This window comes from Maridesulfovibrio salexigens DSM 2638 (assembly GCF_000023445.1).
GTDB classification, from domain to species: domain Bacteria; phylum Desulfobacterota; class Desulfovibrionia; order Desulfovibrionales; family Desulfovibrionaceae; genus Maridesulfovibrio; species Maridesulfovibrio salexigens.
Window position 1 is genome coordinate 3,250,222 of sequence record NC_012881.1, and the last position, 15,648, is coordinate 3,265,869.

The window sequence follows — 15,648 nt, forward strand, 5'->3', positions numbered from 1 at the left end:
AAGGGAAAGGAAATGGACCTATAGAGCACCTCTTACAAAAAAACTCCCTCCTCTGACATTTGGTCGGTGGAGGGAGGTCTACAAACTAAAAGGGTTCACCATCATTAATTAAGAATCTTGGTTGAGTAAGGGCCATCCCACTAGATGTTCTATGCAATCTTTGTTGCTCTCCCCCTCCAACCAACGCTTTTCTGAGAAGTGGGTCAGCAGTCGATTTCCACTCTACAACGGCATAAGCATAGGCAACCATACGACTGCTTGGCCGCCTTAACGTATTAAAACGAGTCGATTTTGCAGGAATATCAAAATCACGCCCAGTAGCAACCCTAACGAAATTTGAACCGCCAGTATAAGTCTCCTCAAGATAAGTAAGTTCATTTCCATCATGGTCATAGTAAGTCACTCGGCACTGCACAGGGACGCTGGAAATATTGGTCAACGACATTCCTGGAACCATCCAAGAGTCAGAAGACATAAACCAGACCTGAAGGTTAGGAACTAGCACGCTACCTTGAGCATTAAAACTTTCCTGAGCAAAAGCGCTTCCACAAACCAACATAACCAGCATAACAACTAGGATCAGTAAACGTTTCATATGTTCTCCTATGAACAATTAATAATCAATGAAACACAATGTTTCTTTATATAATTAAAATCTTGTCGTCAGAATTTCATTTGTCTTTAGGACGTTAGTTCAAAATGGTTCCTCCCCCCTTGCCATCCCCCTCACAGGTATTATGTTCTGGTAACCAAAAATTTCGCGCCGCTATGAATAAATATCCCCCGGCGTAATTATTGAATTCATAAACAAATTGAACTCAATCCGTCATATTGAAATAGATGAATCAGGAGATGAACATGGAAATGAGAGGAACAACCATTCTGGCCGTTAAAGACGATAAAGGCACTGCCATGATCGGTGACGGTCAGGTCACTATGGGACAGGCTGTGGTTATGAAACATTCCGCAGTTAAAGTCCGCACCCTTTACAATGATCAGGTTATCGCCGGATTCGCCGGGGCGACCGCTGATGCATTTACCCTTTTTGAACGCTTTGAAAAGAAACTCAAAACCTACTCCGGCAACCTTGTGCGCTCCGCCGTTGAGATGGCTACCGACTGGCGCACTGATAAATTCCTGCGCAAGCTGGAAGCAATGATCATGGTGGCTGATGCCGAGCATATCCTCATCATCAGCGGTAACGGTGATGTTATCGAGCCTGATGACGGTGTCGCAGCTATTGGTTCCGGTGGTTCATACGCCCTTTCCGCAGCCCGTGCACTTATGCGCAATACCGATATGCCCGCTGCGGACATCGCCCAGAAATCCATGGAAATCGCCAGTGAAATCTGCGTTTACACCAACGACCACTTTGTTCTCAAAACCCTTGAAAAATAAAATTTCGCGAGCCTAACAAATGAGCAATCTTACACCTAGAGAAATCGTTTCTGAACTGGACAAATTCATCATCGGCCAGTCCGATGCCAAACGGATGGTCGCCATTGCCATGCGTAACCGCTGGCGCCGTCAGCAGCTTCCACCGGAACTGCGTGACGAAATAGCACCCAAAAACATCATCATGATGGGCCCCACCGGGGTTGGTAAAACCGAAATCGCCCGCCGTCTGGCTAAACTTGCCGGATGTCCTTTCTTCAAGGTCGAAGCCACTAAATTCACCGAAGTTGGCTACGTTGGCCGCGATGTTGAATCCATGGTCCGCGACCTGATGGAAATCGGTATCAACCTTGTGCGCAAGGAAGAAATGGAGAAGGTCAAAGTTAAGGCTGAAAAACACGCAGAAGACGCACTTCTCGACATTCTGCTCCCCTCTTCCAAGCCCAAGCAGCCCGGTATGGGATTCTTCAATCCCGCTGCCCCTGAAGAGCAGGAAGAACAGCCCTCAGCAGATCAGTCGTCCACCCGCGAAAAATTCCGTAAAATGTGGCGCGAAGGCAAACTCGATGACCGTGAAGTGGAAATCGAAGTTTCCGTACAGGGCGGCGGCGTGGAAATCATGTCCATGCCCGGAATGGAAGACATGGGCATGCAGGTCAACGATATGATCGGCAAGATGTTCCCCAACAAGAAAAAAATGCGCAAGGTCAAAATCCGCGAGGCTTACGACATCCTCATCCAGCAGGAATCCGACAAGCTCATTGATATGGATAACGTGGCAGAACTGGCCCGTGAACGCGTAGAACAGGGCGGTATCCTCTTCCTCGATGAAATCGACAAAATCGCAGGTAATCAGGAAGGTGGCGGTTCCGCAAATGTATCCCGCGAAGGTGTGCAGCGTGACCTTCTTCCCGTTGTTGAAGGCTGCGTAGTCAACACCAAGTACGGCATGGTCAAGACCGACCACATCCTGTTTATCTCTGCCGGTGCATTCAGCTACGCCAAGCCCTCGGACCTTATTCCCGAGCTTCAGGGACGTTTTCCCCTGCGTGTGGAACTGACATCTCTCGACAAGGACGACTTCTACCGCATCCTCACCGAGCCGCAGAACGCTCTTACTGTACAGTACAAAGCCCTGCTGGAAACCGAAAACCTGAACATTGATTTCAGCCGCGAAGCACTTGAAGAAGTGGCCCTCAACGCCCAGAAATTCAATGAAGAGACCGAAAACATCGGTGCGCGTAGACTTTACACTATCATGGAAAAGATTCTCTCTGACCTTTCCTTTGAAGCCCCGGACCGTTCCGGTGATTCAATTGTTATTGACAAGGAATACGTACAGAAACAACTGCAAGATGTAACTGAAGACAGAGATCTTTCACGTTACATTCTTTAGAAGTCCTTATATTTATATTAATTTAACAGTAAAGCGGGACAGTTGTAATACTGTCCCGCTTTTTTAATGCTTTTAAAAATTGAGGCTCATACGGATCTGTGCTATACGCACAGAGGACATCTGGCTGACATAATTTTAATTATATATTCTAAAAGTTAAGAGACAAAACAGGCGCTATGGCTGAGAACACAGCTTCCATGCCCAAAATAAAGGGCACTTTTTCCACTAAACTAATACAGGAAATCGGGACCGGAACGACTAAAAGAAAAGTCATCCAGTCTTTCCTGTATTTTGCAGAGGAAAAGGATAATGGAGAAGTTGGCCTGCGGGTACTTAACGAAAATGATGTTCCCTCAGGGGAAGAACAGATTATCAGTAAAGAAGAACTGCTGGAATCATTCACCCCGGAAGTTGAACTTTACACATCCACAGTATTCCCGGCCATCCAAAAACTGAATAAGACTCTTGCCAAGGCTGACCGCCAACGTCAGGAAGGGAATACCTTCACCGCAGAAATGGAATACGGCAAGGCCCTCAACATCGATGAAGACAATATCAGAGCCAACTTCGGCATCGGCCTCTGCTACCTTGACCGCAATGAAGCAGATAAAGCCACAGATGTATTCAGCAGGCTAATCGAGCTTAATGCCGCCTTTGAACTGGAACATAAACACCTCTTTAATGATTTTGGCATCTCCCTGCGAAAGAATAAAATGTTTGACGAAGCCGTTAATTTTTATTCCAGAGCATTAGGGCTTACCGATGATGACGAAAACCTATATTTCAATATAGCCCGCTGTCTTTATGAAAAAGGGGACCGTAAAGGTGCCCTGAAAAATGCTGAAAAATGTCTCGGCATCAATCCTAAGTCTGCTCCGGCAATGAAGCTCAAAAAATATTTGAAAAAGAAAGTTCCAGCCTGATCTTAATTATTTCTCCCGGAATCATGGCAGCCACTGAAGTCCTCTTAATGTTTATTAAGAAGGACTTTTTTTCCGCCTTTATCCCAAATACAACTAACAAACCCTTGATATTGCTTAATACAAACTTTAGGCACGCCCCTTGCTTAAGTACTGGTGACCGGATTTTTATTCCGGCCTACAGGTTAAACAGGTGCAGGCGGAGTCACAGTTTTAATGCCGACACCTATCAAGGAGTTCAATCATGGGTTTCAGCTCAATGTATACAGCCGCGACGGGCGTAAAGTCACACGGAGTGCTATTGCAGCAAATCGGTGCCAACCTTGCCAACGTCAACACCACTGCTTACAAAAGCGGCGACACATTTCTTGAAACACTCGCCAGCCAGAGTTCGGGTAAAGCCAATTCCGGTATTGTGTCCGGTGGAATCAGCACACCGGGACAAATAGGGCTGGGAACGCGGGTTGCGACCACCAGAATTAATTTCAAGGAAGGATCATTCGAGACCACGAACTCAAGCACTGACATCGCTATCGGCGGTCAGGGATTTTTCCGTGTAGCCGATCCGGTCTCAAATGCCAGCCGCTACACTCGTGCGGGCAGCTTTCATTTTGATAAGAACGGGCAGCTCGTAGACTCTCACAAGAACATCCTTCAGGGCTACAAGATTGACGATGACGGTAACATTGGCAGCACCTCGCAAAACATTGTGCTGCCCATGAAAGAAGAAACCGACACTTACGGCAACAAAATCATGGTTGTGAAGTCAGATCCGAAAGGCACTGATTCTGTAACTATGCGCACAAACCTTGATTCCGGTGCAGTAGATAACAGCAGCAGTGAAGATTCTCCTTTCTTTTCCCTGCTTCAGGAATGGGATGGAACCAAAGACACACCGTTGACTGCTGACAAGTATGAATACAACAGCTCCATCCAGATTTACGATGACAACGGCAACAAGCACGATCTGGTCGTATACTTCGATAAAGTAATAAATGACGGCGACAGTTCCGATAAAAGGCACTGGGAATACATTGTAACCGTTCCCCCCGGTGAAGATGCAAGTGCATTGACCGGAACCTCCGGTGCCGGACTTGTTATGGCCGGGACGCTCACTTTTTCCGGTGACGGAGCCCTGCTCAACCAGAGCGCCTTCACTCTTGCAGCAGGTTCAGCAGACGGTAAGGATCTCGCCAACTGGGAACAGGCAACCCTGAACAGTAACGGACAGCCTACTTTCAGCGTGACTCTCTCCGGGGCAAGCGGAACCGCTTCAGCACAGACCATATCCCTTGATATGGGGATCACTTCCGGGACAGACTCATGGAACACCACCGGAGTGACTGCTGCGGACATAGGCAGCAATGCATCCTCACTGCCCGGAATGGTAGACGGTAAGCTCAACGCTCTTGCCACCACAGACTACTACGGTTCATCATCCACCATCAGCCAGTCACAGGACGGCTTCGGAGAGGGGTACCTCCAGAATGTATCCTTCAGCCCGGATGGAATTATGAGTGCACTGTTCTCAAATGGAATGAGCGCTGAACTCTATCAGGTAAACCTGTACAATTTTAAGAATGAATTCGGACTGCGCCGTGAAGGATCAAACTACTTCAGCGCTACAATCGACTCAGGAGAGGCAATCCAAGGTGTAGCCCGAAAAGATGGGCTCGGCTCTGTGGTAAGCAACAGCCTTGAAACCTCAAACGTGGATCTGGCGGATGAATTTGCCTACATGATTCTGACCCAGCGCGGTTTTCAGGCAAACTCCAAGGGAATCACCACCACGGATTCAATGATCAACACAGCTCTTGGCATCAAGAAGTAACCTGAACATCAAATAAGCAAAAACAAAGCCCCCTCTGAGATACTCAGAGGGGGCTTTTCAATACCTTTGCAGCTAAAGCTAGCTGAGTTTTTCCGCCAGCATGCGCAGGTGTTTACGCTCTTCGTCAATACATTCTTCAACGAATTTACGCTCTGAATCGGGAACCATTCTCTTCAATTCAGTGAAAAGAAGAATGGTGTCCTTTTCAAAACGCATAGCAGCTCGCACAGCCTGCTCAAAATTGAAAGCCTCGTCTTTAAAAGCCTCGGTGTAATCAAAGTTGAAAACATCGTGGGAATCAACAAGAGCCATCACATACTGGGTATATTCTTCATAGTCGCTTCCCGGAGGGACCTCAATAGAACCGATACGGTCACGCATATCACGGAAAAACAGTTCATGCCGGGATTCTTCCTCGGCAAAGAATTCAAAAAATTCCTTTGCGCCGGGATCTTTTGCCTCATCTGCAGCCAACAGGTAGAAAGCCTGTCCTTTCTGCTCAATACGCATTGCAAGTTCTGCCACTTCATTAGCACTGAAAAAGGTTACCATATGTACACCTCGTAAATTAAAAACTTCCTGTGGAAATCGATTTATTTATGATCTATCTTTGGATAAATCCGCCAAATCTCTGCAAACAGATGGTCATTGATTTTTAATATTAACCAGAGTTCTCAAAAGCGCAACCGTAATAAGTTATATTTTTAGCGAACAACCTTTGCCATTTTTATCATTCAAGAATATAAAAAGATAATGGATTTCTTCTAAAAAAAATTGCACAAATATCTTTTAATCGACAAGCTGAACCTTGGTTAACGGGTAATTATTCAACCCAAACCGTCTTAAATAAATCTGCCAAAGGTGATAAAATGACTGATAATTTACAAGAAGATGTGGCACTGCAACATTTCGTGGAACAATCTCTGGACAAACTGGACCAGATTGAAAATGTACTCATTGAAATGGAAAAAAGTTCATCCCCTTCTGCGGCCTCTGTCGCACAGGTATACGGGATACTTGTCTCCCTCAAAGAAAGCGCATCACTGCTCGAGCTTACCAACATCAGTCGTGTTGCCGACGAGATAGGCAAAGTCCTTGATCAGATATTTAAAAATGAGATTGAACTTAGCAATGACCTGTTGAATATCATCATTGATTCGTTCGACAAACTTAATGAAATAGTCAGTAACGCCACCCTGAGTGACGATATCGATATCCGCATAATCACCCTGCCTCTTGAAATGTATTCCAAGCCCGTGACCAAAACAGAAGCAAGGGAACCGCAAAAGAAGGCAGAAACAGCTACACTTGCCCCGGAACCGGAGCCGGTCGCTGCACCGGAACCTGAACCCGAAGTAACGGCAGCTCCCGCTGAAGAAATTAAGGAACCCGAACTTCCGGAGACCGAGATTCCGCAAGCAAAACCCAAACCCGGCAAAAAGCTGAGCTCAGCAGCTTTTCGTAAAAAATACGGAATCAAAAAAGAAATAGACCTTGCCAGCAATTCCAACCCGCTGGGAGTATCAAAGGCCGTTTCTAACTCTATAGTAAATATGGCCAACAACTGTTCCGCCTTTGAGAACGGTTCGGCTGACAGCCTTAAATTCGGCCTTGCAAAACGGCATGATGTGCCTGAAGAGTGTGTGCTCGTGGCCGGAGGAGCCGTTGAGATTCTTGATCTGGCCCTGCGTTTAACGGCTATACCGGGTGTAGACCATGTACTCAGCTATGAATACGGCATGCCGGAATACAGCAGCGTCGCAGCCTTATGCGGTGTGGAACTTTTACGCCTGCCCAGAGGCCGCAACTATTCACCGCCCTTGGACCAGCTGGTAACGACAGCAAATGAAAACACAGCCGCAGTAATCATCACCAACCCGGACGAGCCATCCGGTTACGGACTTCCCGCTGAAGAACTTGCAACCATGTCCAACCTGCTGCCGAAGCGGACACTGCTCATTGTAGATGAAAGGTCTGTGGAATTTTCATGGCCTGAAGATGATTATTCAATGGTCAATTTTCTGGAAAAAGCACCCAATCTTGTTATCCTGCGCAGCTTCTCGTGGTCCTTCGGGCTTAGGGGGGTGCGGCTTGGATATGCACTAATGAACAGCGAACGAGCCAGAGAGTTTGAAGAATCCAGACTCCCTACTCCCATCAGCCCATTGAATATCGGTGCCGGGCTGGCAGCGCTCAACCACAACGAATTCTATTACTCTACCATAGCCCTGATAATCAGAGGCCGGGAACGCGTCCAAAAAGGGCTGGAAGAACTTGGTTGTACCGTATACCCCAGCCAGAGTAATTTCATCATGTTCAGTTCTCCTATTCCGGCAAAACAGCTGTGCGCAGAAATGTTAGACCATGGATTTAAATTAAGGAAACTGGATGATTTCGGACTACCGGATATGCTGACTGTTTCTATCGGCAACAATTCCCGCAATAGAATGTTTCTGGCAGCCATGAAAAACATTTTATAAACCCGGAGGATTCCATGTTGAAAAAAGTTCTTCTAAGCAACATCCTGCTACTCTTTCTGGCAGGCTGCTCAGGCCATACAACCAGCATGCAGGATGTCAGCTCCTTTTGCAGATCACTAGCCACGGAAGAATTGTGTGACACTCAGGATTCCATATGTGCTAAATACTCCGAAATCACACTTGCCCCATACAAATCCGCCAAGGAATGCCGTATGAGCTGCGAAAGTGTGCGTATGAAAATGAACTCACTCCCCGACAAGCAGGATTGCCTGCAACTGCTCCAGAGCGTAGAAGAGAAATGTAATGAGTTCTGCAACTCAAATTACGAATAATACTGTTTCATTTCTCACACATCTTGCAAGTCAGAACTCTCTGACGTAAAGACTAATCAAATATATAGGCAGTGCTTCAACAAAAGAAGCACTGCCTATGATTAATAGTTAAACAAACAAAAGGATTTTTTGCGCCATGCTGAAAAGGTTTACTGTCGGACAAAAAATATTCTGTAGTTTTATTGTTGTTTTCGCCCTTTTTGGGATTGTAAGCATGGAATCCATGCTTGCACTGCAAAAATCCTCTTCCGGCTTTACCGACTACCGCTTCTTTGCCAAGGATTCAAACCTGATAGGCAGAATTCAAGCCAATATACTGCAAGGTCGAACCCACGTTAAAGATTACATTATTACCGGCGACAAAAAATCCAGCCGCAAATACTTTGAAACTGCAAAAACGGTTTTCCCCCTGCTTGAACAGGCCGAAAAGGAACTTGTATCCAACGACAGGATTAGAATAATCAAAGAGATTAAGGCTCTGCTGACAGATTATGACGCCAGCTTTGCCGAAGTGGAAAAAGCTCAACTCTCACGAGACAATCAAGCAAACTCCATACTGGTCCCTGAAGGAGACCTTATGGAACAAAACTTCGAACGCATAATCAACAATCTCGGAAAATCTCAAAGCAATTCAGCTGCACTTTACCACTGTGCCAAAGGAGTCCGTCACCTGGTTCTCGCAAGGCTTTACACCACTAAATTTATTGAAAAAAGCCTAGATGCCCACCAAAAAAGGGCCTTAGAAGAAATGAATTTAGTCAACGATGAACTGATTAAACTTAGCTCTATTTTAAAAGGGCAGAACCAGATCTTGCTTAATGAGATTAAGGAAGCAAAAGAAAATTATTCCAAAAGCCTCATCGAACTTTTTTCACAAACAGCAACTCGTGACAGACTGATTAACACCGAGCTGGATGTAATCGGCCCTAAGATGGCAACGCTAATCGAACAGGCCAAATCATCAGTTATTTCAGATCAGGAAAAGCTAGGTCCCTCTCTGCAAGCCCGCAACAACAGAGCCATCATGAACACTTGGATCTTCGGCATTATCGCCTTTGTTCTCGGAGTTGGTGCAGTTGTGATTGTAGGTCGCAACATCACCCTTCCCTTGCGCAAAGTTGTTGAAGCTGCCTACCGAATTGCCGAAGGTGATATGAGCACAGGAATCAAAGGGACCGACCGTCAGGACGAACTCGGATCACTGGCCCGTGCTTTTAACAAAATGACCGAGTCACTTAACCAGATGGCCGAAGCCATGGAAAGGGTTGCTAACTCCGACCTTACTGTGGAAGCAAAACCCCGCTCCGAAAACGACACCATTGGTAAAGCTCTCGCGACCATGGTTGAAACCCTCAAAGGCGATAACCAGCAGATCCATGAAACCGTTCGTACTCTTTCATCTTCTTTGAGCCAGATTTCAGCTGCTTCTGCAGAATTGACAGCAAGTGCAGCGGAAACAGCAAGTGCTGTTGCTGAAACAAACGCCACAGTAGAAGAAGTAAAACAGACAGCTCACCTCTCAAATGAGAAATCCAGACAGGTTGCAGACGTAGCCCGCAAAGCAGTTCTTACCTCTCAGCAAGGTAAGAAGGCAGCGGAAGACGCATCTTCAGGAATGAAAGATATCCGCACCCAGATGGACACCATTGCCCAGTCCATCGTTAAACTTTCCGAACAGTCACAGCATATCGGTGACATTATTTATGTCGTGAACGATCTGGCAGATCAGTCCAATATTCTGGCTGTGAACGCCTCGATTGAAGCATCCAAGGCCGGTGAAGAAGGACGCGGATTCACCGTGGTTGCCCGTGAAATCAGAAACCTTTCTGATCAATCCAAACAATCAGTTGCCCAGATCCAGTCAATCCTTGCCGACATCCAGAAAGCCACCAGCTCTGCGGTTATGATTACCGAGCAAGGCGGAAAGGCTGTTGAAACAGGAGCAACGCTCTCCTCTCAGACAGGGGAAGCCATTCTCAACCTGAGCACAGTAATCAATCAGTCCGCCCAGTCCTCAGCCCAGATCGCGGCTTCAAGTCAGGAGCAGTTAGCCGGGCTTGATCAGGTGGCAGTGGCCCTAGGCTCTATCAAACAAGCCGGAGAACAGAACCTTGATAGCTCTCGCCAACTGGAAGAAGCTGTTAAAGATCTCGATCAACAGGCCCGCTCACTAAAAGAGATGATGGACAGATTCAAGCTCTAGCTAATCCACTACTCCATACGCAAAATAAATAGGCCCTCCTGACGATTTTCATCAGGAGGGCTTATCTTTTTACGAATTCATTCTTTCCCCTTTCTTTTCAAAAATTTCTTTTGAAAACCCTTATTTTGCGCTATTTTCAACTATCTCTAAAGACCTAAGTATATTCCCAATGAACACTTCAGGAGGTAAAGAATGAAAAAAATGATTATCAGGTCTTTGCTGGTCCTCATGGTACTCGGACTGGCAATGATCATTGTCAGCGGCTGTTCTAAAAAAGAAGAGAAAATCAAGATCGGATTCAACATCCCACTCACCGGGGATATCCCCAAAGTAGGTGAGGCCTCCAAGAACGCTGCTGAAATGCTTCTTGCTGACATAAACGGACAAGGCGGCCTTGAAGTTGGCGGCAAAAAAATCCCTCTCGAATTCTTTTATGAAGACAATGAATCCAAAGCAGAATCCGCTGTAAACGTTGCCCTGAAACTGATCGAGCAGGATGGCGTAGTCGCAATCATCGGCCCCAACTCCTCCAAGCAGGCAGTCCCCGCAGGTGGAACCTGTAATGACAACCGCACCCCCATGGTTTCACCTTGGTCCACCAACCCGGACACCACCAAAAATCGCCCCTGGGTTTTCCGCGCAGCATTCCTCGACCCCTTTCAGGGGCCTGTTGCAGTAAACTTCGCAACCAAACAGTTTAAGGCAAAAACCGCTGCAGTACTCTTTGATATCTCCAACGATTATTCCAAGGGACTCGCTGAAATTTTCAAGGAAGTATTTAAAAAGAAAAATGGATCTAAAGCCATTGTTGCTTTTGAATCACACGGTACCAAAGATCAGGATTTCTCAGCCCAGCTGACCAAAATCATCAACTCCAATCCTGATTTCATCTTTGTTCCCGATAACTACAATCAGGTTGCCCTCATTGTTAAACAGGCTCGTGACCTTGGCTACAAAGGCCCCTTCATGGGTTCAGATGCATGGGGTTCCGCAGAACTGATGAAACTTTGCGGTGACGACTGTAAAGGCCAGTTCTTCTCCACCCACTACGCCGCAGCCGGTGCTAAAGGAGCAACCAAGGAATTCATCGATCGCTATGAAGCAAAATACGGTGAAACTCCTGACGATGTAGCAGCCCTCACTTGGGATGCCACCCGCCTTGTGCTTCAGGCCATTCAGGATGCCGGTTCCTATAGTTCCGACTTGAAAGCTGAACGCAAAGCTATTCGTGATGCCTTGAGCTCCATCAGGGAATTCGCAGGTATCACCGGTTCCATGAAATTTGACAGCCAGGGCGATCCCATCAAATGCGCCGTTGTTGTACGCATTGACGAAAACGGTAACTTTGTATTCGCCGAATCCGTCTGCCCCTAGTTCATTGAAGTAATCTCAGACGGCGAACCTGATTCGCCGTCTGAGAAAAAACTCCCTGCAACTGCCTAGAAGACAAAAGAGGAAAGACGGAAAGTGGATATCCTCATCCAGAACCTGCTCAATGCCCTGCAATGGGGCAGCTTTTATGCTCTCATTGCGCTGGGCTACACCCTTGTTTACGGTGTCCTGCTCCTGATCAACTTTGCCCACGGCGATATTTTCATGGTCGGAGCTTACATCGCCTTTTTCGTTGCCACCGCCCTGCTCGGCTTTTTGGACTTTGCTCCGTGGATGGTGCTGGCTCTAACCGTTCCACTGACCATGATCCTAACCGCCGGGGTGGGGGTAACTCTCGAACGCATTGCCTACCGTCCTTTAAGACGAAAAGGGGCACATCGGCTTTATGTGGTCATCACTGCACTTATGTGCGGCCTGATTCTAGAAAACGGCAACCTTGCCCTGCTGGGTGCCAGCCGCAAAAAATTTCCGGAACTGCTAGACAAAGTTGTCTACACTTTCGGCAATGTCTCGGTAACCAACCTGAAAATTATTGTCATCTTTGCTGCCATTGCCGTCTTCCTGCTCTTGCAGTTCATCGTAACCAAGACAAAAATCGGCATGGCCATGCGCGGCATTTCCTACGATAAATTTGCCATCCCGCTCATGGGCATCCCCATCGACAACGTAATCGTATTCACCTTTGTGCTAGGCTCAGGAATGGCCGGACTTGCAGGACTGCTCTTTGCCATGTCCTACCCTATCCTTGAACCGTACATGGGTGCTCTCATCGGCTGGAAAGCCTTTATCGCTGCGGTTGTAGGCGGAATCGGAGATATTCGCGGGGCCTTTATCGGCGGCTTCCTGCTCGGCTTCATCGAAGTCGGGGTTGTTGCCATATTCCCCTCAACTTTCCGTGACCTGTTCGCCTTTTCCATACTGCTTATCATCCTCTGGATGAAGCCCACCGGAATTTTCGGCGTTGCCAAGACAACTAAGATTTAAGGCGGACACAGAATGCAGAAGTACAGTTTCAATATCGGAATCTGGGCCATGGCTGCCATTGTTGTAGCCCTCTCCCAATTCGGCGCGCTTGACCTCTACATCCAGTCGGTAATCATGTTCATCGGCATCAACATTATCCTTTCATCCAGCTTGAATGTTGTGAACGGATATATGGGAGAATTCTCCTGCGGTCATGCCGGGTTTATGTGTATCGGAGCCTATGTATCCTCTGTCCTGAGTGTAATGTTTTTCGCTCAGGACAAAATATTCGGCGCTCCCATACTACCTCCGGAACTTGCCCCGCTGGGATTCCCGATTGTAGTCATAATCTCAGGACTCGTTTCTGCTGTGGCAGGGCTGATTGTAGCCGTCCCCTCCTTCAAAACACGGGGCGACTATCTGGCTATCATCACCATTGCTGCAAACTACATGGTCATATCCGCCATTGAGAACATGGACATCATCGGCGGACCTCGCGGATTCATGGGCATGAAACGGGTGGTCAACGCCATGGAAGATGTAATCGACATACCGTGGATGATGATCTGGGTGATCCTAGGGACTTTTATGTCCATCTGGATGATCCGTCGCTTTGTATCATCCACCTACGGCAAAGGCATCATGTCCATTTGTCAGGATGAAGTTGCCGCCGAAATCATGAGTGTTGATACCAACAAAATGAAAATGGCTGCTTTCATGCTGTCCTCCGGCCTTGCCGGGGTAGCGGGGGCACTCTTCGCTCATGTGCTCGGTTATGTAAACCCGCAATCCTTCAACATCATGAAATCCACAGAATGCCTTGTAATGGTCTACCTAGGCGGTATGGGCTCACTTGGAGGATCAATACTTTCGGCCATATTCTTCACGGTAATGCTCGAACTGCTGCGTTTTATCATCCCGGCCCTCGACACTGGAATGCATTTCCTGAACCTGCTCCCGGACACCTACCATCTCAGTCAGGTCTGGAAATGGGTACTCATCCCGCTGACCCTGATTCTGCTCATGCAATTCAGGCCCGAGGGAATTATGGGTAACAAGGAACTGCCCGACCTGTTCCCGCGGCTTAAGAAATTCTACAAATTCAAGTAGTCAACACCGCGAGAAAAGGAGAAAAAATGTCACTATTAAGTATAGATGGACTTACCCAGAGGTTCGGGGGACTGCAGGCCGTATCCGATTTTAATATTGAGCTTGAAGAAGGTTCCCTCACCGGATTGATCGGCCCGAATGGGGCAGGGAAAACCACCATATTCAACCTCATATCAGGATTTTATCAACCAACGGAAGGAACAATAACCCTCGCAGGGAGGCCTACCCGCGGGCTCAAACCGCATCAGGTAACAGCTCAGGGCGTGGCTCGTACTTTCCAGAATGTTCGCTTGTGGCATGACATGACCGTCATGGACAACATCCGCATCGCCCAGCATTATCGCATGGGCTACGGCTTTTTCGATGCCATCATGCGCACGAAAAATTATTACCTGCGGGAAAAGAAAATCGAGCGCATATCCACCGAACTGCTCGAATTCATGGACCTCAAGCAATATGCCGAGGAACTGCCCACAAACCTGCCCTACGGATTACAGCGGCGGGTTGAAATAGCCCGGGCTATGTCCATTCAGCCCAAGCTGCTGCTCCTTGATGAACCCGCAGCAGGACTCAACTCTTCTGACGTTGAAGGTCTGATCAAGCTCATCAAGTGGATTCACGATGAATTCGACATCACCATCCTCATGATCGAGCATCAGATGAAGGTTGTTATGACACTTTGTAAGTGGATTAAATGCATTGATTTCGGCGCAACCATCGCCGAAGGAACACCAGAAGATATCCAGTCCAGCGAGACTGTTATCAAAGCTTATCTGGGAGATGATTCAATCTGATGACTACTCTACTTGAAATCAAAGATCTCCACGTGAAATACGGTAATATTGAAGCCCTGCACGGTATTTCATTCAATGTTAACGAAGGGGAAATCGTCACCCTGATCGGCGCTAACGGAGCAGGTAAAACGACCACCCTGCTTTCCATCAGCCGCCTTCCCCCGCCAGAAGCACCCAAAGTCATTTCGGGTGACATCTCATGGAAAGGTGACTCGATACTCGACATGCCGCCGCACAAGGTTATTTCAGACCTGCACTTGGCTCTTGTACCGGAAGGAAGGCACATTTTCGGCAATCTAACCGTGGAAGAGAACCTCAAGCTGGCAACCTATGCCCGCAAGGATTCCATCAAGGATGTTCATGGTGATTACGACCGCGTATTCGCCCTTTTTCCGCGTCTTGCCGAACGCAGAAAGCAACGCAGTGAATCCCTTTCCGGCGGAGAACAGCAAATGCTGGCCGTGGGGCGTGCTCTCATGTCCAAATGCAACTTCATAATGCTCGATGAGCCTTCAATGGGCCTTGCGCCACTGCTCATGTACGACATGTTCCGCACCCTCAAGGAACTGAATGAACAAGGACTCACAATTCTCTTAATCGAACAGAACGCAAACCTCGCGCTCAAGTTCGCCCATCGTGGTTACGTGCTTGATACCGGGGAAATTGTAGCTCAAGGTTCGTCTGCACAGCTTATGGATGACCCTGAAGTGAAGAAGGCATATCTGGGGGGATAAAGATGCCTCCGGCAGCCCCTTCGGGGAGACCAAAGAAACTTTCGAAAAAGGTGTCTCTGGACTCTTCAAAAACTTTTAGTTTGGCTCCGCCGCTTTGA

14 protein-coding genes are annotated in these 15,648 nt (G+C 47.5%); 12 read left to right on the plus strand and 2 right to left on the minus strand.

What is annotated here, in order from left to right; translation table 11 throughout:
* Window positions 1-85 precede the first annotated feature (85 nt).
* Window positions 86-595, minus strand: coding sequence for a hypothetical protein (locus DESAL_RS14865; protein WP_015852802.1), 510 nt, complete (start codon window positions 593-595; stop codon window positions 86-88).
* Between the two features lie 263 nt (window positions 596-858).
* On the opposite strand from DESAL_RS14865, the gene hslV reads away from it, so the two are divergent.
* The 4 genes from hslV (at window position 859) to DESAL_RS14885 (ending at window position 5,542) form a co-directional block, all read left to right on the plus strand.
* Entirely contained in the window at window positions 859-1,398 is a 540-nt protein-coding gene (gene hslV / locus DESAL_RS14870; protein WP_015852803.1) for an ATP-dependent protease subunit HslV, read from the plus strand.
* A 19-nt stretch (window positions 1,399-1,417) separates the two neighbouring features.
* Entirely contained in the window at window positions 1,418-2,791 is a 1,374-nt protein-coding gene (gene hslU, locus DESAL_RS14875; protein ID WP_015852804.1) for an ATP-dependent protease ATPase subunit HslU, read from the plus strand.
* 176 nt (window positions 2,792-2,967) lie between these two features.
* A complete protein-coding gene (locus tag DESAL_RS14880) occupies window positions 2,968-3,714 on the plus strand; it encodes a tetratricopeptide repeat protein (RefSeq protein WP_015852805.1) in 747 nt (248 codons plus the stop codon).
* Window positions 3,715-3,955: 241 nt separating this feature from the next.
* Window positions 3,956-5,542 (plus strand): flagellar hook protein FlgE, encoded by a 1,587-nt coding sequence (locus DESAL_RS14885; RefSeq protein WP_015852806.1) that lies wholly within the window; start codon window positions 3,956-3,958, stop codon window positions 5,540-5,542.
* A 78-nt stretch (window positions 5,543-5,620) separates the two neighbouring features.
* Here the strand turns inward: DESAL_RS14885 and DESAL_RS14890 are convergent, their stop codons facing one another.
* Window positions 5,621-6,094: a ferritin-like domain-containing protein gene (locus DESAL_RS14890; RefSeq protein WP_015852807.1), complete on the minus strand. Its 474-nt coding sequence runs from the start codon at window positions 6,092-6,094 to the stop codon at window positions 5,621-5,623.
* Window positions 6,095-6,411: 317 nt separating this feature from the next.
* On the opposite strand from DESAL_RS14890, the gene DESAL_RS14895 reads away from it, so the two are divergent.
* The 8 genes from DESAL_RS14895 (at window position 6,412) to DESAL_RS14930 (ending at window position 15,550) form a co-directional block, all read left to right on the plus strand.
* Window positions 6,412-8,022, plus strand: a complete 1,611-nt coding sequence (locus DESAL_RS14895) for an aminotransferase class I/II-fold pyridoxal phosphate-dependent enzyme (protein WP_015852808.1) — start codon at window positions 6,412-6,414, stop codon at window positions 8,020-8,022.
* 14 nt (window positions 8,023-8,036) lie between these two features.
* The gene (locus DESAL_RS14900) at window positions 8,037-8,354 is read left to right on the plus strand and encodes a hypothetical protein (protein WP_015852809.1); all 318 of its coding nucleotides are present in this window, start codon (window positions 8,037-8,039) and stop codon (window positions 8,352-8,354) included.
* A gap of 214 nt (window positions 8,355-8,568) precedes the next feature.
* A complete protein-coding gene (locus tag DESAL_RS14905; RefSeq protein WP_245543747.1) occupies window positions 8,569-10,557 on the plus strand; it encodes a methyl-accepting chemotaxis protein in 1,989 nt (662 codons plus the stop codon).
* Window positions 10,558-10,749: 192 nt separating this feature from the next.
* A complete protein-coding gene (locus DESAL_RS14910; RefSeq protein ID WP_015852811.1) occupies window positions 10,750-11,931 on the plus strand; it encodes an ABC transporter substrate-binding protein in 1,182 nt (393 codons plus the stop codon).
* A 93-nt stretch (window positions 11,932-12,024) separates the two neighbouring features.
* Window positions 12,025-12,933, plus strand: coding sequence for a branched-chain amino acid ABC transporter permease (locus tag DESAL_RS14915; RefSeq protein WP_015852812.1), 909 nt, complete (start codon window positions 12,025-12,027; stop codon window positions 12,931-12,933).
* Window positions 12,934-12,945: 12 nt separating this feature from the next.
* Window positions 12,946-14,022, plus strand: a complete 1,077-nt coding sequence (locus tag DESAL_RS14920) for a branched-chain amino acid ABC transporter permease (RefSeq protein ID WP_015852813.1) — start codon at window positions 12,946-12,948, stop codon at window positions 14,020-14,022.
* A gap of 26 nt (window positions 14,023-14,048) precedes the next feature.
* Complete coding sequence (locus DESAL_RS14925) at window positions 14,049-14,816, plus strand: ABC transporter ATP-binding protein (RefSeq protein ID WP_015852814.1); 768 nt, start codon at window positions 14,049-14,051, stop codon at window positions 14,814-14,816.
* Complete coding sequence (locus DESAL_RS14930) at window positions 14,816-15,550, plus strand: ABC transporter ATP-binding protein (protein ID WP_015852815.1); 735 nt, start codon at window positions 14,816-14,818, stop codon at window positions 15,548-15,550. The genes DESAL_RS14925 and DESAL_RS14930 overlap by 1 nt, the downstream gene beginning before the upstream one ends.
* The last annotated feature ends 98 nt before the right edge of the window (window positions 15,551-15,648 follow it).